Here is an 18,702-nt window from a genome sequence, read left to right on the forward strand (position 1 = left end):
TTATTTAACTCAAGCCCAATTAAATGCTGGTCTGTGCTTATGCTTTTAATTTCTGCAAAATTTCTTTCCCTTTTTCACTAATACACTTACCTTTAAAATATTCTTTACAAAAAGTAAGAATTAAAGCGTGAAAGATTTGATACAATTCATAAAGCTCCATTTTGCAGTCTAATCTTTCACAAAGCTTTTCTTGTTCGTTTTCAACACCACTTTGAAAAAATTCTCTCAAGTCCTCATAGTTTTCAAATTCATATCCCAAAGCTAAGGCGAGTCGTTGTGTGTAAGTATCTACCACAAGAATTTCTCTTTCACAAAGATAATTTAAAATACTATCGACACTTTCATACCCTAAACCTTTCACATTTAAAAGCCACTGCCTACTGACATTTTTTTTAAAATTTTCTAAATTTTGAAAATCTTTCAAAATAGCACTCGACAAAGCTTTAATTCTTTTTGCTTTTGTATTGTAAAAACCACTAGGCTTAATCAATAAAGCCAAATCAGCATTGGGTAATCTTTCAATATGCTCTAAAGTCGTAATATTTGCAGCCTTTACATTGACTAAAGCTTTTAAGACATTCTTCCAATTTGTATTTTGTGTTAAAACGACAGAAACAAGAATTTCAAATTCATTTAAAGTTCCATTTTTCAGCCAATCAAAACTTTTAAAATCAAGATTTTCCTGTAAAAGAAAATGAAAAATTGTCGCACCATTCATACTTACTCTTTGAAACTCAAATAAAATTGTTTGGCTGTTCTCGCACTTCTACTAGCCCTTAAAGCCGCGAATTCTTTAGCCTTTAAATGAAGCTCTCCTCTATCTCCTTGATAGTCTTTAAAATAAAAATCAATCATTGATAAATACTCTTGCAAATTTCCAGCATAAAAACCGATCCAAAGTCCAAATCTATCACTCAAACTTAACTTCTCCTCCGCTGCATCGCTTAAATGAAGTTCTCCTCTATACACTTGAGTGTTTTGATTGTCAGAAATATTCTCACTCAAAATATGCCTACGATTTGAACTTGCATAAATGAGTATATTACTAGGGACTTTTTCTATACTTCCATCAAGCAAAGGTTTTAAAAATTTATAGCTTGTTTCATTCTCTTCAAAAGAAAAATCATCACAAAAAATGATAAATTTATAAGGTTGCAATCTCAATTCATCAATAATATCAGGCAAAACAAGTAAATCTTCTTTCGCAATTTCAACAAGCCTTAAACCTTTATGTTTAAATTCATTAAAAACAGCCTTAATCAAACTTGATTTGCCTGTGCCTTTTGCACCCCAAAGCAAAGCGTGATTTGCCCCTTTGCTTGTTACAAAATTCAAAGTATTTTGAATTAAAAGTTTTTTTTGTTCTTCTATGCCTTGCAGATGATTTAAAGTTATTTCATCAAGCTCTAATACAGGTTTTAAAACATCTTTTCTTGCTCTATAAATTGCCGCATAAGTTTTATCCCAATCCATTTAAACCTTCCTTAGATAAGTTAAAATAGTCTGCAAAATATCATCATCGTCTTTACTCGGAGCTTGAATCATATTTTTACTTCCATCAAAACTAACAAATTGGATATTTTGTTCATAATTACTAATACTTTTAAAGCGCTTACAAGCTAAAATTTTAATCACCATCATAACTAAAAATTGTTGGGTATAAACATCAAGCTTACCAAAGCGATCCTCAATCTCTCCTTCTATTTCATAGACTTCATTCACATCTTTACATTTGCTTAATCTTCTATAAAGCTCGAGTCTTAATCTGTCCTCATTTATAAGATCGCTATTTAAAAAAGCATTGACATTGAGTTTCAACTCACTTTTATTCTCTTCTCTATAATGATTTTTACTCAGTGCATTTAACTCCTCTTCAAGCATTTTTAAATACAAACTATAACCAATTTGTTCTATATGTCCGCTTTGATCAATCCCAAGTAAATTCCCTCCACCCCGAATTTCAAGATCGTGATAAGCCAAAACACTACCGGCGCCTAAATAAGAATTATTCTCTAAAGATACTAATCTTTTTAAAGCATCTTTACTAAGACTTTGTTTGTCTTCAATGAGAAAATAACAATAGGCTTGTTTTGAGCTTCTACCAACCCTGCCACGAAGTTGGTGCAAATCAGCCATACCAAAGCGATCGCTTTTTTCAACTATAATAGTATTTACATTTGGCAAATCAATCCCGCTCTCCACAATACTTGTAGATAAAAGGAGGTCATATTCTTTTTTTTCAAAGTTTAGCATTTCTTCTTCTTGAATTTTCGAATCAATTTTAGAATGCAAAACAAGAATGCGTAACTGCGGAAAAAGTTCAAGTAAATCTTTCTTGCACTCTTGTATGCTTGCAATATGATTGTGAATATAAAAAATTTGTCCTCCTCGTCTTAACTCCCTTGTAAAGGCTTCTTGTAATAATGCACGGTCATATTCCTTAACAAAAGTTCTTACATCTTGCCTGTTTTCTGGTGGAATTTGTAAAACACTGTATGATTTTATAGTACTTAAAGCTTGATTTAAACTTCTTGGAATTGGTGTTGCACTCATAGTCAAAAGATGGCAGTTGTGAGAAAGTTCTTTGAGTTTTTCTTTTTGCTTTACTCCAAATTTATGCTCCTCATCAATAATAACAAGTCCTAAATTTTCACAATAAATACTCAAAAGTGCCTGTGTACCTACAAGTACACAGGCTTTTCCTTGAGCTACACTTGCACTAAGAACTTTCTTTTCTTTTGCGCTTGTAAAACGATCGAATTTAAATACCTCTATATTAAAAGCTTCAAAACGTTTCTTTAATGTTTTGTAATGCTGATGAGACAAAAGCGTTGTCGGAACAAAGAAAAATACACAAAAACCACTTTTAACTACAGGAAAAATAGCATTCATAGCAACTTCAGTTTTGCCAAAACCAACGTCCCCGCTTAAAAGTCTGTCCATTACCTTAGCGCTTGTAAAATCATCTAAAATCTCTTCACAAGCCTTTTGCTGATCTGTCGTATAAAGAAAACCTGCACTTAAACAAAATTCTGCTTGCTGTTCAAAATCAACCTGAATATCTTTTGGTTTTATTAAAGCTCTTTTAGCAGCCAAAGCAACAATTTGCGAAGCAAGAACTAAAAGTTTTGTTTTTACTTTTTCTTTTAACTTAATAAAAGTACTTTTGCCGAGTCTATCAAGCACAGGAATTTGAGCACCAAAACCTAAATACCTATCAATCAAATACAAATTTTCAACAGGCAATAAAAGCTTATCACTATTTTGATACTCAAGAGCGACAAATTCTTTTTTTGCACCAGCTACGCTGATTATCTCAAGTCCTAAAAATTTACCAACTCCATAGTCTTGATGAACTACAAAATCACCGATTCTAAGCTCATCAATAATCAAATGTGCTTTACTTTGCTTTCTTGTTTTTTCTTTACGATTCAAAGATACAATCAGTTCATCACTAGAAAGCAAATTTACTCTCAAATCACTCTTTATAAAATGAATATTAGAGAAATTTTGAAGTTCAAAAGCCTTAAAAAGTGCCTCATTGCGAGCAAATACAGTAATCTTTCTTTTTTGATGAAAAATAAAAAAATCTTTCGTGTAAGTATTATGCAGCATTTTATAATGTTGTGCTGGTGGGAGAATTTTTTCGTTAAGAAAAGTAAAACGTTCTGGCAAGGTATCAAAATACTTTACACTAATAAAATCAAATTCTAAATAATCATAAAAATCATCAATACACCAAAAACCTGATGAGAGAATATCATTTAACACAGTTTTATTTTCAAAATCTTGAAGTTTTTCTTTAAAAAGTTCAAGATTTTGCTTATCAAAGGCATTTAAAAAAGGGCAAATTTCAAATTTTTCAAGCTCATTAAGAAAAGATTTTTGAGTGAGAATGTCAAAATACCTTATACTCTCTAACTCCTCATTAAAAATCAAAAGACGAAAAGGGTTTTCTTCATTAATACAAAAAATATCAACAATCTCACCGCGTATAGAAACTTCACCTTTATCTTGCACTATATCAACAAAATTGTATCCAAGTCTTGATACCACATCTTTAAAATTTTCCAAAGAAAATTTCTGTGTTTTTTCAATTTTATAACTTTGTAGATGTTTTTTCGCAGGCAGTTTTTTAAGCACTGTTGAAAAAGGTGAAATAAGAATTTTTTCTTCATTTTCTTTATGATAAGCATCCAAAACTTTACACAGTTCAAAAAGTTCTTTAGAAAAAGCTCTTAAATCATCTCCGAATTCGGCTCTAAAATCAGGTAAAACAAAAGCTTTTAAACCTTTAAAAAAAGCAACTTGCGCTAATAAATCAGCTTCTTTATTGTCTTCACAAAGCACAAGTTGAGCACGAGTGAAAGTTGTGCTTTCACAATTTTGCAGATATTCAAAAAATGCGGCTTGCATTTTTACTCAACGTGAGTTTCAATAAGTTTTACTGTATCTTCTTTAATTTTAGAACTTCCATTAAATTTTCCACCATTTTCGATAGAAAGTTCTTTTATAGTAATATTACCGCTTACATAGCCACCGGCTAAAATTTCTAAACTGTTTGCTTCAAGTTCTCCTTCAAAATATCCATTAACAACTATTTTATCAGCTTGTAACTCGCCTTTTACATTTCCATTTCTTCCTATAACAACGATATTTTCAGAATGCACTATACCATTAAGTTCGCCATCAACATGTAACATAGAATTGAAGTAAAATGTACCTTCCATTCTTGCCCCAGATGAAATCACTGTTGTTTCTGAGCTTGAACCTGACGTTGGGTTGATATTGCCTTTATTAAAGATTGCCATGGAATTCTCCTTTCTTGATTAAAAAATTTATTAATGTTTTTTCTTTGCAAATCTAAAAAATACAAAGGCTCTAAAGCCTTATTAATAAACCTTACTTCATAATGCAAATGAGGACCTGTGGAAAGTCCTGTATTACCACTGTATCCTATTAACTCACCTTTAGTAATAAACTGTCCAGCTTTTACTACTTCCTTACGCATAAGATGCGCATAGACACTCTTAAAACCGAAATTATGGAGTAAAATGACATTATATCCATACCCATTATCGCTATAACCAGAAAATTCTATAACTCCATCAGCAGGAGCATAGACAGGAGTACCAATTTCAGCTCTCAAATCAATACCCGGATGAAATTCTCTCCTATTAAGCAAAGGATGGTCCCTCCAACCAAATTTTCCTGTAACGCCTTTGTTTGCAATAGGCCAACCATTAGGAATTTGGCTTAAAATTTGCACCTGTTGTTCATTCGTTAATTCAAGATTCTCAAGTCTTGTATGAATGCTCAAGTTATTCTCACTTTCAAGTCCCAAAGCCATCTCAAAAGAAGCAATTTTATCCTCAATAGCCGCATACTGTTGTGTTTTTTCTTCAATACTTTTTTGCATTTGTGTATTAACAAGCTCTAATTCTTTGCTTTTTTGCAACAGCCCTTCTCTTTTTTCACTGATTTGGGCTAATTTTACATCAAGATAACGTATATAAAAACCACTGGAAACTAAAATTAAAAGAACGAAAACCACAATATAAAGGGCAATTTTTTTAATGATTTGGCTTAAATAAAAATGCCTTGAACCATTAATATCTGTGATAGTAATAGTAAATTTATTCTTTATCACTCCACTCCTTTAAAAAATTTTCTACCAAAACAAAAGATCCAAATACCAAAGTTGTTTTATCGCAGTCTAAATTTTCAAACCATTGACATTGTATATTCAACACTTTAGCAAAAGAAAAAATAAACTTATTGGCTAATTCTCTTTCTTGACTTGGATACTTGTAAATTTTTATTATATCAATAATAGGCTTTAATGTTTTTAAAATTGTAAAAACATCTTTATCTAAAAAAGAATTATACACAAGCACCACCTTAGAAGGATAAAATCTTTCACGAAGTGCTCTAGCAGCCATTATATTGTGTCCAACATCAATAAAAACATTTGGTGCTATTTGCTCACATCTTCCTCTCAAATTCAAAGCTTTTAAGGATTGTAAAGCCTCAAAGACTCTTTGAAATGGAAAGAAAATTGTTAGCGCATTTAAGGCTAAAAGAAGATTGTGTCTTAAAAAATCAGCTAAAGCATATTTTTCACAATACAATTGAAATATCTCTTGCATTCTTGTATCTATTTGCACAGACATTTGCAAATTCGATTCTTTTAATAAAGCGATTTTTTGAGCCAAATCAAGCACTTCTTGCTTTTGCTCACCGGAAATAATGGCTTTTTTTGCCATAACTTTTAATTTAGTTCTTGCTATATTTTCTAATTTTGTGCCTAAAATTTCAGTATGATCAAAATCTATTTTTGTAAAAATACTTAATTCTTTTTCAAATACTGAAGTAGCATCATATTCTCCTCCAAGTCCTGCCTCAAAAATAACAAAATCACAATCCTTAAACAAAAAAGCCGCTAAAAAAGTTGCATATTCAAAATAAGAAAGCCTCTCTAAATCTTCTTTAAAAATACTTTCAAGCTCTAAATGTGCCGCATTTAAAAGCTCATCGCTAACGTTGTGTCCTTGCAAATAAAATCTTTCATTAAAAGCCAAAAGATGGGGGCTGGTGTAATGCCCTACTCTATACTGCAAAGCCTCTAAAAGCTGGGCTAAAAATCTTCCTGTGCTTCCTTTTCCATTTGTTCCAACAATATGGATTATTGGTTTAAGACAAAAATATTGCTTATATTTTTCATACATTCTAAACATCATAAATTTATCTATTTTACTATAAGCTTGTGTTTTATGAACAAGAAATTCATTCATCTTCATTGTTTGGGATTTTTTCTAAAAGTTCTTCAAATATATTTGCATCAGGTCTGCTTTGTTTGTCTAAATACACAGCTGAAATTTTTGGACTAATCACATCTTGTTTATACAAAAAGCGGAAACTCTCTATGGAATTTAAGTTTTTTTGTACCAATCTTGCCACTTCATCTTTATCTTTGTTTGGCGAAACAACAAGATAGGTTTTTTCATCTATCATCCAAAGCTCATCAAGTTCCATACAATTTTCTTTGAGAATTTTTTTAAATCGGACAAAAATCTCATTTAAACTACCAATACCATATTTTTCCATAATAAAACGATAATTTGTAAGAGAGAAAAGAGCTAAAGAATAATTTATTTTGTGTTTATGATAGTTTTCATCAAGTCTTTCAAGCTCATTTGCTACACCCCAAGCCTCTCTTTGTTGTAAATTTTGAGTGAAACAAATCTGTGTGCTTAAAGCGTCGATTTTTTCATTCATTTGAAGAAATTTTTTCTTTAATTCTTCAAAACTAAGCTGTACCTCGCCTTTTTCATTAGGTACTAATGTATTAACAAAATCTAGGTTTTGTCCGTGAGATTTGCTTAATACAACACAAAGTTGATAAATTTTTTTTACATTATCATCAAAAAAACGTAAAGTCTTTTGCAAATATTTATTATCTAACATTACACGTCTATTAACACATTCTAAAAGCTCATTTTTAAAATGCTTCTCATTTATTAGAAAAGGTTTATTCTTTAATTGATGAATAAAAGCATCTATTTTCAAATCTTCAAGTAAAGAAGGGCGTAGGCATGACAACACAAGCTCTGCAAAATACTCAAAACTTCTTTCATTCAGCTTTATAATAAGCTTTTTAATAATTGACTCAAAGTCCTCATATTTGCTTATACCATATTTGAGTATTTCATTTTCAATTTCATCATTTTCATAGTTTTTTTCAAATTTTTTCCATTTTTTTTCAAGCAAATAAATACTTTCGCTCTCCATAGTCTTTGAAACCCTTGCTAAACTCATCTGAACAAGCTCTTTTATTTTCCTGTCTTTGCTTTTCTGTAAAGCTGTTAAAATAGTCATTATAAGTTCAAAAAATTCATTCAGTTGTCTTCCATTTTGCCTATTAAGTGTAGAGATAATAAAACTTATAAATTGTTCAATATTGTGTATATTCTTGGAATTGCATTCTTTTTGAAAATTAGGCAAGAGTAAATTTTTGTATTTTTCAAGCTTTAAAGCAATAGTACTTGAAAAACCATATTTTTGAGAAAGCTCTTCAAAAACTTCGCTGTAATTTTCCGGAGTAGGCTTAAGTTTTCTCTCTTTAAGAGTTAAAAGCGTTTTTTTAGCTATCTCATTAATGTTTAATGGCATTTTTATGACCTTTGATTGCAATAACAGAAATAAATTCATCAAAAGCTTCACTTGAAGCTCTGCGGATAGCATTATAACGCGCTGTATCGCTTATAACACTATTTGGAGTAATATCAAATTTATAACTTCCACTCGTTGTAAAATTTTCATTGCTTCCATCTTTAAATACAACATTAAATTCTAAATTCAATCTCGCCTTATAAGCTACAACATAACCATTTTTATCATAAGCAAGAGGCAGAAATTCAAGATTATTCATTCTTACATTGATAATGTCATCAGCTTCGTGTTTTAAAGCAAGCTTACGTCCAAGCTTTGAAATAACGATTTCTTTTAACGTGTCTGCAACAAAAATACTATTTCTAGGATCTTGCAAACTTAGTTCAACATTGACATAAATTTTTTCATTAAAAATTGTATTTGCTATTTTCGAAGTAGGTACATAACCACAGGATACAAAAAAACAACTAAAAAAAATAAGAAAAAAAGCTCTCATTCCACAACCAAATTCACAAGTTTTTTCTCTACATAAATTTCTTTTATTATTTTTTTTCCTTCAACCCATTTTTTTACAGTGTCTTTAGCATGTTGTATAATTTCATCTTTTGATAAAGTGTTTGGTATTTCAATTTGTGCTCTTTTTTTTCCATTCACACTCACAGCTAGAACAAAACTTTCTTGCAAAAAGACTTCAGGTTTAAGCTCAATTTTTCTCAAATTCTCACATCTAAAAAGAATGGAACTCAATTCAAAACAAATATGAGGAATAATGGGTTCTAACACATTTAAAATAATATAAAAAGCCTCCTGTTTTAAAGCCTCATTGTTACAAACATATAAAGCATTCAAAGCTTCCATACAAGCAGCAATAAGCGTATTAAATGTAAAGCTTTGAGTATAAACTTCTTCTGACTTTTTCAAAGCTTCATACACTTTAAGTCTTGCATACTTTTCTTCTTTATTTAAACATTCTTGTTGTAACTGCAACAATGGTAATTTTTGTACAGACAAAGCCCTATCATAGAGTTTGCAAAGAAATCTGTATGAACCTTCCAATGCCTCATTATTCCATTCAAGTTCTTTAAGAGGAGGGGCAGCAAAAAGTATAAAAAGTCTTGCTGTATCAGCACCGTATTTACCTACAATATCATCAGGGTCAATAGCATTACCTTTTGATTTACTCATCTTTGCGCCTTTATTTAAAACCATACCTTGAGACAAAAGCCTTTCAAAAGGCTCATCTTGTTGCAAGTAGCCTAGATCTCGTAAAGCTTTTTGAAAAAATCTTGCATACAGTAAATGTAAAATAGCGTGTTCTATGCCACCTATATATTGATCAACATTCAACCAATACCTCACACTCTTTTCATCAAAAGCTCGGTCTTTCCACGTTTTCTCATCACTTGCAAAACGTGCAAAATACCACGAACTCTCAAAAAAAGTATCTAAAGTATCAGTCTCCTTTGTAGCTTCTTGTCCACATTTTGGACAAGAACATTTTTTCCAAGTTAGATGTTTTTCAAGAGGATTACCCTCTCCTGTAATCTCTACATCATCAGGCAAATTAATAGGCAAATTTTCCAAATTCTGAGGAACAATACCACAATTCGCACAATGAATCATAGGAATAGGAGCACCCCAATATCTCTGTCTTGAAACACCCCAATCTTTGATTTTAAAATTAACAACTCTAGTGCCAAGTCCAAGCTTTTCAAAATACTCTATAATCTTTTCTCTTGCTTCATTGCATTCTAAACCATCAAATGAAGCACTATTAATCAATTTTCCTTCTTTTCGCGTCCAAGCTGCATTTTTTTGCGCATCTGGATGTTGTATAACCTGTTTCAAAGCAAGATTGTATTTACAAGCAAATTCAAAGTCTCTTTCGTCATTTGCAGGAACTGCCATTAAAGCACCATTTCCATATTCAGCTAAAACAAAATTAGCTACCCAAACAGGAATTTTTTCTTTGCTTAGAGGATGGATAGCATATATTCCAAGATCGTATCCTTCTTTTTCATTTTGATTTCTCTCTTTAATAGTTTGATTTTGAATTCTTCTAATGCGTGCAATGACTTTTTCATCAAGTATTTTTTTTTCAAGTAAATGATTGACTATACTGTGTTCAGGTGCTAAGGCTATATAACTCACTCCATACACAGTATCTGCTCTTGTAGTAAAAACTTTCACACTTTGCTCACCTGCTTTAGAAGCATTTTCTTCATCAAATTCAAAAGAAAATTCTAAACCATAGCTTTTTCCTATCCAATTTTCCTGCATAGTTAAAACCTGTTGTGGCCATTTATCTTTTAAATATGCAAGCTCGCTTAAAAGCTCATCAGCATAAGCGGTAATCCTCACATAGTAACCGGGCATCTTTTTTTGTATCACCTCACTCCCACAACGCCAACACCTTCCTTCTTCAACTTGTTCATTAGCCAATACAGTCTGATCTTTTTCACACCAATTTACTTTTGCTTCTTTTGTATAAATAAGTCCTTTCTCATACATTTTAATAAAAAATTCTTGTTCAAATTTTGTGTAAAGAGCATCAGAAGTCGCAAGCATTCTTTTTCTGGAAAAAGAAAAGCCTAAAGAAAAAAGCTCATCTTTCATATAAGCGATATTTTCATAGGTCCAAGTTTTTGGATGAATGTTATGTTGTATAGCAGCATTTTCAGCAGGCATTCCAAAACTATCAAAACCAATCGGATGTAAAACATTATATCCCATTTTTCTATAATATCTTGCTAAAGCATCGCCTATTGTATAGTTTCTTACATGCCCCATATGAATACGTCCGCTTGGATAAGGAAACATTGAGAGGATGTATTTTTTTTCAAGAGTAAAATCATCTTTTGGTTCAAAAACTTCATTTTTTTTCCAAAATTCTTGCCATTTTTCTTCTATTTGCTTTGCATTATAAGCCATTTCTCCTCCTTAAATTCTCCCTTTTTCATACATTGCACGTGTACGTTCTTTTTCCTGTTTTCTCTTCACTTTCTCTAATTCTTTAGCTCTAAAATCTAAAACACTAAATTTAAACCAAAGCAAAATAGGACTTGCAACGAAAATAGAACTCAAAGTTCCGATAAAAATACCTATAATTAATACTAAAGAAAAACCTTCTATCATAGAGCTGCCAAAAAAATACAAAATCACAACGGTAGCTAAAGTAAGTCCGGAGGTTAAAACAGTTCTTGAAAGTGTAGCCGAAACGCTTTCATTAATTATAAGCGTAAGTTCAGTTTTTTTACTTGTTTTAATACTTTCTCGAATTCTATCAAAAACAATAATAGTATCATTTAAAGAATAGCCAAGCACAGTTAAAACTGCAGCTAAAATATCTAAATTCACATCAATATCCAAAAGACAAATAGCACCTAAAGTAATCACAACATCATGTATTTCACTAATAATAGCAGCAAAAGCGAAACGCCATTCAAAACGCAAAGCTATATAAAGAAGTATAGCAATAAAAGAAAGTCCTATGGCCATTAAGCCTTTATTTCTTAATTCATCTCCAACTTTTGGACCGACAATATCTACACGTCTTAATTCAAAGGAACCCGTCTCTTGTAAAAGTGTTACAACATACTCACCTATGTCATTACTAATATTATCATTAGTTCCTAAAAAACGTATTGTAATTTCCTCTTGACTTCCAAATTCACTTACAGAAAGATTTTCAAAAACTCCTGCTTGACTTAATATTTGTCTGATTTGCGGTATGGGAGCTTGATTTTCATATTTAAGTTGTATGAGAGTTCCACCACTAAAATCAATACCATAATGCAAACCTTTGAAAAAAAGAAGAATAATTGAACCAAAAAACAGAAGAAAAGAGAGAGAGATTGCAACAAAACGCATTTTCATAAAATCATAAATTTTCTTTTCGCTAAAAAATTGCATTATTTTCTCCTATAAGCAAACCAAAATCTTGTATTATTACTTTTTTCAATAGAGGACATAAAATATTCAAACATTCCGTGCGTTCCAAGTATAGCTGTAACCATAGAAACAATGATCCCTATTCCCAAAGTTACAGCAAAACCTTTCACTGCTCCTGTACCATAAACATAAAGAGCAAGCGAAGTAACTAATGAAGTAACATTCGAATCTACAATAGCACTCATAGCATTTTTATAACCATTCTCTATACTTGTTCGAATGGATTTACCTTCTCGTAAAAGCTCACGAATTCTCTCATTGATAATAACATTTGCATCAACTGCCATTCCAACAGTTAAAACAAGTCCTGCCATACCCGGCAAAGTTAAAGTAGCACCAAAAATCGCCATTAAAGCAACTATAATGAGGATATTTGCAATCAAAGCAATGTTGGCAAAGATTCCTGCAACACCATAATAAAAAACCATAAAAAGAATAATAAATGCAGAAGCTCCAAGTAGTGCTATCATACTCATTATAATACTATCATATCCCAAAGATGGTCCTATACTTCTTTGTTCGAGCAATTTTACAGGAGCTAAAAGCGCACCGCTTCGTAAAGCTACGGCAACATCTCGTGCTTCATCCTGCGTAAAATTCCCACTAATCTGCCCGCTTCCACCGCCTATTCTTTCATTGATTGAAGGAGCTGAATATACTTTATCATCAAGTACTATAGCAAGTCTTTTTCCAACATTTGCACCAGTATAATCACCAAAAATTTTTGCCCCTTGAGAATTTAATGTAAAATTAATCACAGGATAAGAACTCTTATCACTAAAAGCTACCCTTGCATCAGTAAGCATAGAACCATCTAAAATAGGAATATTTTTTACAGCGTATTTTAAAGTCTCATTTTTTGCGTCTGCAAGAACAACAAGTCCATAAGCTCTAGCTTCATCTTCAGTCATTGTAGAAGCTAAAGGCATTTTTGAATCATCAAGCTCCATCAACTGCAAATGAGCCGCCTTTGTAATTCTTTCTTTAGCCCTTTGTTCATCTTCTTGCGTCTTAATACCTGGAAGTTCGACTAAAATTTTATCTTCACCTTGTCTTGCTACCGTTGGTTCAGCAAGTCCAAATTCATCAAGACGATTGCGTATAGTTTCAACAGCCTGTAAAAGGGCGAAATTCTCTATATTTTTTTTCTCTGCTGTTGTAAAAGCTATCGTATAATGCATAGCATTCTCTTTAACATCAAGACCTTGTATTTGGGCTAAAATGTTTTGAAATTTCGACACATCTGCTTCATCAAGCAAATTCAATTCTAAGCTCTCATCATAAACAAGAAGTTTGTCTATAAGAATATTTTCTTTTTTAATAGAATAATTCAATGAGGAAGCAAGTATTTTAAGCTTAGCTTTTAGCACTTCTTTATTATCCACTCCTAAGAGCATATAAAGCCCGCCTTGCAAATCAAGTCCTAAAACAATCTTAGCACCCCTTTGAGTCTGCAAAAAAGAAGGAAAAGAGAAAATCACCCCAAAAAGAAACACAACTAAAAAAATCCCTAGCTTATAGCTAAGTTTGAAACTATGCATCAATCTTCTTTGCTACAAATTCTCGTGAAATTTTTGCAGTAACATTTTCTTCATTAAGTTTAACTTTGATAAAATCTTGTTCTGGTTTTATAACCTCGCAAATCAGTCCTCCATTTGTAATAATTTTATCACCTTTTTGTAGGGACTCAAGCATTTGTTTATGATTTTTAGCTTGTTTTTGCTGAGGTCTTATAACTAAAAAATAAAAAATCGCAAACAGCACAATAAGAGGTAATAATGAAGTTAAAACTGAATTTTCTCCCATATTTTTCCTTTATTCCAAAAAAATTAAATTCTAATTCTAGCACTTTTAAAATAATAAAACTCTTTTTTATTGCATTTTTACTTTCAAATCCTATTTATCTTTCTTTTTTTGAAAATATCGTTGTTGAAACAATCAGCCCTTTTTTAGCTATATGGGGACTCGTTTTATTATTACGATGTAAAAATGGCAAGGCATATTTTTGGATAGGATTTTTAGTTGGTATTTTTTGGTTTTGGTGGATAGGGCTTGGTATGATTTATTTTAATCTTGCTTATTTAACACCTTTTGTTGCCCTTGCAATAGGTTTAGTATATGGGATACTTTTTAGAATATGCTATGCCTTACGATTTGATTTTCTAAGACTGCTTGGAATTTTTGCTTTAAGTTTTATACACCCTTTAGGTTTTGATTGGCTTCAGTGGGGAATTTTCACAGTATATGGTTTTTTCGAAACAGGTACTCGTGGGCTTATTTGTCTTTTTTTAATCGCCTATTTTATCTATGAACACTATATTTCAAGATACTACAAAATAGGCATTGTTCTCATCTTATTTTTCACAGGATTGCATTATAAACAAAAATATGCTGATAAACTTGAACTCACCTATAAACTCATCAATACAAACATCTCACAAGAGCAAAAATTTCTACAAGAAAATCTTCTTTATAATTCTAATGTTCTTATTGAAGAAATTCTACAAGCCATAGCAGAAAAAAATAATCTCATCGTTTTACCCGAAACAGCCTTTGCTTTTTCCTTGCACAATACGCAGTATGAAACACTCTTGCGAGAGCTTTCACATAAAATAATTATTATCACTGGAGCCTTTAACGAAGAGACGGAGCGATTCTACAATAGTACTTATATTTTTAAGAATGGCAATATGTACATCTTTAACAAACATTTTCTTGTACCTTTTGGAGAAGAATTCCCTCTCTTTAAAAATGTAGTACAAAAATACTTCTTACCTCAAATAAAAGAGTTTGACAGAGGTCCTCTTCAAAATCAATACAAGTTAGAAAATAAGATTATAACAAATGCTATCTGTTATGAAGCTACAAAAGAACAAAACTATAAAAATTCTAGCATTATCATAGCCTTAAGCAACAATGCGTGGTTTGCTCATTCAAGCGAGTATAAACTCCAACAACTTTTAATACGTTTTTATGCTAATAAATACAATGTAAGTGTCTATCATTCTGTCAATGGAAAAGAAAATGCCATCATACAACCAAAAGAACCTCTAAGTCAAAAATGGATAAGGAGCATAAAAGAATTTGAATTTGTAAAAACGATGTTGTTGTAAAAACCTCAAATAGAGGCTTTATACATCAAAGGAGTTTTGTAAATTGCTCTAAATCATCAAGCTTTTCCCAAGGATAGTCCTTCTGTCCAACCTGCCCTCTTGCAGCAACATCAGCGTATAAGAAAGTATCTTTACCCGGTTTATCAAGAGAAAATTTATCGCGTATCCAATTTGGAGTCAATGGAAAATTTTCCATTACAAATTGACTTAATTTTTCGTCGCTAACACCAGTATTTGTTCCCATACAATCGACGCTTACAGAGGTTGGCTGTGCTACTCCTATAGCATAACTAAGTTGGACTATACATTTTTTTGCAAGTTTTGCAGCAACTATGTTTTTAGCTAACCATCTTGCTGCATACAATCCGCTTCTATCAACTTTTGTATAGTCTTTACTTGACTGTGCCCCGCCTCCTATTGGCGAATAACCGCCGAAACTATCCACTATCAATTTTCTTCCTGTTAAACCACTATCGTGTAAAGAAGAATGATTAACATACTTTCCTGTAGGATTGATTAAAATCCTTGTTTTTTTAGGATTAAAAAGCTCCTGAGGCAATGGTGTTTGTTCGATAAGCTTCATCACCAAAGCCCTTAAATTTTCTATTTTCATATTTTCAACACAAGGAACAGAAACAACTATGGTATGAATACTTTGAACCTGACAATTTTCAAAATTTGCCTTTGTCCCATAATCAACAGTTACTTGAGTTTTAATATCTACACCAAGCTCATTTGGATGAGCTTTTGCATAAGCATAGACTGTATCACAAAGCATTCTTGCATAAGTAATAGCCGCTGGCATATACTCATTCGTTTCACAACTTGCAAAACCAAACATAATACCTTGGTCTCCAGCCCCAACTTCTCCATCTTCTTTATCTACACCTTGAGAAATATCAGGGCTTTGCTCATTCAAAAAAACTAAAACCTCAACATCATCAGGATGCAAGCACTGCTCTTTAGTAAAATATCCAGCACCATCATAGCCTATATTTTTTAAAACATTCTTTACTAAATTGTCATAATCAGTCTTGCTAAGTTTGTAAGAAGACTTTACTTCGCCTCCTATTACAACTTTATTTCCTGCAACAAAAACCTCACTCGCCACCCTTGAATTTCTATCTTTTTTCAAGAGTATATCCACTATTGTATCAGCGATTATATCAGCGCATTTATCAGGATGACCTGCGCTTACGACTTCTGAAGTGAATAGATACATAAAAAGTCCTTTCATAAAAAATGAGTTGTGATTGTAACTAAAATTTTGCTTATCCTAGCTTAAGCTTTTAAATTCACAAAAATTAAGTTAAAATGAGCTAAAATAATAGAAATAACAAAAAGGCCATTTTATGTTTTCTCGACTCATAAAAAGCTATATTAATGGAAATTTAATATTTCAAATAAGCATAGGCATATTTTTAGGTATATTTATTGGAGTGTTTTTTAAAGACTTTAGCGAAGTTGCAAATGTGCTTGGAATGCTTTTTATAAATGCTCTAAAGGCTATTACACCTCTACTTGTTTTTGTTCTCGTCTTAGGTTCGCTTTGTACAAAAAATATCTCACAAGAAAGCTCTCAATTAAAAAAAGTTATCGCTCTTTACATCATAGCAACTTTTTTGGCTTGCATTTGTGCTCTCATTGCAAGTTTTCTCTTCCCTATAGAACTTGTTTTGGAAGGAGTGCAAAAAACTGAAAATTCCTCTCCCGGTAATATCCAAGAAGTCTTTGAAAGTTTGCTTTTAAAAATGGTTGATAATCCGATCAATGCTTTAGCAAATGGAAATTATTTAGGAATTCTCACTTGGGCTATTGGAGGTGGCTTTGCTTTAAGATGGTGTTCAAAAGAGACAAAACAAGTTTTTAGTGATATAAATGAAGCAATGCTTAAAAGTGTTCAATTTATAGTTAAACTTGCTCCTTTCGGAATTTTTGGGCTTGTGGCAAATTCAGTTGCACAAACTGGAAGTGCAGGAATGTTAAGTTATATGAAACTTTTGGCAGTACTTGTTTCTACTATGTTTTTTGTATACTTTGTAATCAACGCTCTTATTGTTTTTTTCTGCACAAGAAAAAATCCTTTTCCTTTAATCTTTATTTGTCTTAGACACAGTGCGTTATTTGCTTTTTTTACAAGAAGTTCAGCAGCAAATATCCCGGTAAATATGACACTGTGCAAAAAACTTGGAATCAATAAAGACCTTTATAGCATTTCTATCCCTTTAGGTGCTACTATCAATATGGGAGGTGCAGCGGTAACTATAAGTATTTTAAGTCTCGCAGCAGCTCATACCATAGGTATAGAAGTAAGTTTTTTTCAGGCATTTTTATTAAGTATTATCGGCACCTTTGCAGCGTGCGGAGTCAGTGGAGTGGCTGGTGGTTCTTTGCTTCTCATTCCTCTAGCGTGTTCCTTGTTTAATGTTAGTTATGATGTAGCAATGCAAGTAGTAGCTGTTGGTTTTATAATTGGTGTGATACAAGATAGTGTTGAAACTGCACTTAACAGCTCTACTGATGTCTTATTTACTGCTATTTGCTCAAAAAATAAGTTAAATTATAAAATTGGATCATAATGAGGCATCTTCTTACAACCCGAGATTTAAGCAAAGATGAAATTCTTAAACTTTTTGATGATGCACGAATCTTTTTAGATGAAAAACCAAGAGATATACTTAAAGACAAAAGTATTACAACAATTTTCTTTGAAAATTCTACACGCACACTTTCTTCTTTTGAAAGCGCAGCAAAACGACTCGGTGCTAAAGTTTTAAGACTTGATATTTCTCAATCAAGTTCAAAGAAAGGAGAAACTCTCTTTGACACTGCAAGTGTTTTAGACGCAATGAGTCCAAATGCCATCATTGTAAGGCATCGCAGTTCAGGTGTACCTCATATCCTAGCTCAACATATGCACTGTCCTGTTCTTAATGGAGGAGATGGAAAACACGCTCACCCAACACAAGCTTTACTTGATCTTTTTACTTTGTATGAGTATTTTCAAGGCAAGGTTGAAGGCAAAAAAATTCTTATAGTAGGCGATATTAAAAATTCACGTGTAGCAGCTTCAAACATAGAACTTTTAAGTCGTTTTGGGTTTTCTATTACTTTAGTTGCTCCGCCTCATTTTATGCCCAATATTACTCTACCAAAATCGTATTCTTTAAGCGAAAAACTGCTTTCAGAAAGTGATGTTATAATGAGTCTAAGAACACAAAGTGAGAGGCACAATACAATACTTTATGCTTCTTTGAAAGACTATGCAAACGATTTTTGCATTAGCACTAAACTTTTAAAAGACAATAAGCCAATTTTACTTCACCCAGGACCCGTTAATCGCAATATTGACATAAGTGATGAAGTCTTAAATAGCGAAAAAAGTTTTGTTTTGAAACAGGTAAAAAATGGCGTTGCTATACGAATGGCTGTTTTAAAAAAATTGATTACAGAAAATTAAGGAGAA

General features: G+C 32.0%; 16 protein-coding genes. 3 read left to right on the plus strand and 13 right to left on the minus strand.

All coding sequences use genetic code 11. From position 1 onward, the window contains the following. Positions 1 to 37 precede the first annotated feature (37 nt). From OQH62_RS00720 to yajC, 12 genes are read right to left on the minus strand one after another with little or no spacing between them, the layout of a single operon-like run. Positions 38 to 718, minus strand: a complete 681-nt coding sequence (locus OQH62_RS00720; RefSeq protein WP_266012487.1) for a 3-methyladenine DNA glycosylase — start codon at positions 716 to 718, stop codon at positions 38 to 40. Positions 719 to 720: 2 nt separating this feature from the next. Beyond that, positions 721 to 1,473, minus strand: coding sequence for an ATP-binding protein (locus OQH62_RS00725; protein WP_266012489.1), 753 nt, complete (start codon positions 1,471 to 1,473; stop codon positions 721 to 723). Next, positions 1,474 to 4,416 carry a DEAD/DEAH box helicase gene (locus OQH62_RS00730; protein ID WP_266012491.1) on the minus strand — a complete coding sequence of 981 codons (2,943 nt, stop codon included), beginning with the start codon at positions 4,414 to 4,416 and terminating at the stop codon, positions 1,474 to 1,476. A 2-nt stretch (positions 4,417 to 4,418) separates the two neighbouring features. Further along, on the minus strand, positions 4,419 to 4,811 hold the full coding sequence (locus tag OQH62_RS00735) for a bactofilin family protein (RefSeq protein ID WP_266012493.1): 393 nt from the start codon (positions 4,809 to 4,811) through the stop codon (positions 4,419 to 4,421). After that, positions 4,748 to 5,650: a M23 family metallopeptidase gene (locus tag OQH62_RS00740; protein ID WP_266012495.1), complete on the minus strand. Its 903-nt coding sequence runs from the start codon at positions 5,648 to 5,650 to the stop codon at positions 4,748 to 4,750. Before OQH62_RS00740 ends, OQH62_RS00735 begins: the two co-directional genes overlap by 64 nt. Next, positions 5,637 to 6,800 carry a Mur ligase family protein gene (locus OQH62_RS00745; RefSeq protein WP_266012497.1) on the minus strand — a complete coding sequence of 388 codons (1,164 nt, stop codon included), beginning with the start codon at positions 6,798 to 6,800 and terminating at the stop codon, positions 5,637 to 5,639. The genes OQH62_RS00740 and OQH62_RS00745 overlap by 14 nt, the downstream gene beginning before the upstream one ends. Beyond that, positions 6,787 to 8,172, minus strand: a complete 1,386-nt coding sequence (locus tag OQH62_RS00750) for a hypothetical protein (RefSeq protein ID WP_266012499.1) — start codon at positions 8,170 to 8,172, stop codon at positions 6,787 to 6,789. The genes OQH62_RS00745 and OQH62_RS00750 overlap by 14 nt, the downstream gene beginning before the upstream one ends. Continuing rightward, positions 8,156 to 8,668, minus strand: coding sequence for an LPS assembly lipoprotein LptE (gene lptE / locus OQH62_RS00755; RefSeq protein WP_266012501.1), 513 nt, complete (start codon positions 8,666 to 8,668; stop codon positions 8,156 to 8,158). Before lptE ends, OQH62_RS00750 begins: the two co-directional genes overlap by 17 nt. Beyond that, positions 8,665 to 11,103 (minus strand): leucine--tRNA ligase, encoded by a 2,439-nt coding sequence (gene leuS, locus OQH62_RS00760; RefSeq protein ID WP_266012503.1) that lies wholly within the window; start codon positions 11,101 to 11,103, stop codon positions 8,665 to 8,667. The genes lptE and leuS overlap by 4 nt, the downstream gene beginning before the upstream one ends. A gap of 9 nt (positions 11,104 to 11,112) precedes the next feature. Further along, positions 11,113 to 12,084: a protein translocase subunit SecF gene (gene secF / locus OQH62_RS00765; protein WP_266012506.1), complete on the minus strand. Its 972-nt coding sequence runs from the start codon at positions 12,082 to 12,084 to the stop codon at positions 11,113 to 11,115. Next, on the minus strand, positions 12,084 to 13,664 hold the full coding sequence (gene secD / locus OQH62_RS00770) for a protein translocase subunit SecD (RefSeq protein ID WP_266012508.1): 1,581 nt from the start codon (positions 13,662 to 13,664) through the stop codon (positions 12,084 to 12,086). Before secD ends, secF begins: the two co-directional genes overlap by 1 nt. Continuing rightward, a complete protein-coding gene (gene yajC / locus OQH62_RS00775) occupies positions 13,657 to 13,929 on the minus strand; it encodes a preprotein translocase subunit YajC (RefSeq protein ID WP_266012510.1) in 273 nt (90 codons plus the stop codon). The genes secD and yajC overlap by 8 nt, the downstream gene beginning before the upstream one ends. Here yajC and OQH62_RS00780 point away from each other — a divergent pair. Beyond that, positions 13,902 to 15,236 carry an apolipoprotein N-acyltransferase gene (locus tag OQH62_RS00780; protein WP_266012512.1) on the plus strand — a complete coding sequence of 445 codons (1,335 nt, stop codon included), beginning with the start codon at positions 13,902 to 13,904 and terminating at the stop codon, positions 15,234 to 15,236. The two genes, yajC and OQH62_RS00780, sit on opposite strands and share 28 nt — an antisense overlap. A 25-nt stretch (positions 15,237 to 15,261) precedes the next feature. Here the strand turns inward: OQH62_RS00780 and metK are convergent, their stop codons facing one another. Further along, complete coding sequence (gene metK / locus OQH62_RS00785) at positions 15,262 to 16,458, minus strand: methionine adenosyltransferase (RefSeq protein ID WP_266012514.1); 1,197 nt, start codon at positions 16,456 to 16,458, stop codon at positions 15,262 to 15,264. A 130-nt stretch (positions 16,459 to 16,588) separates the two neighbouring features. On the opposite strand from metK, the gene sstT reads away from it, so the two are divergent. Then, complete coding sequence (sstT, locus tag OQH62_RS00790) at positions 16,589 to 17,815, plus strand: serine/threonine transporter SstT (protein WP_266012516.1); 1,227 nt, start codon at positions 16,589 to 16,591, stop codon at positions 17,813 to 17,815. Next, entirely contained in the window at positions 17,815 to 18,696 is an 882-nt protein-coding gene (locus OQH62_RS00795) for an aspartate carbamoyltransferase catalytic subunit (RefSeq protein ID WP_266012518.1), read from the plus strand. Before sstT ends, OQH62_RS00795 begins: the two co-directional genes overlap by 1 nt. Positions 18,697 to 18,702 lie beyond the last annotated feature (6 nt).

The sequence above is a fragment of the Campylobacter sp. MIT 21-1684 genome (assembly GCF_026241315.1).
Classification (GTDB): Bacteria; Campylobacterota; Campylobacteria; order Campylobacterales; family Campylobacteraceae; genus Campylobacter_D.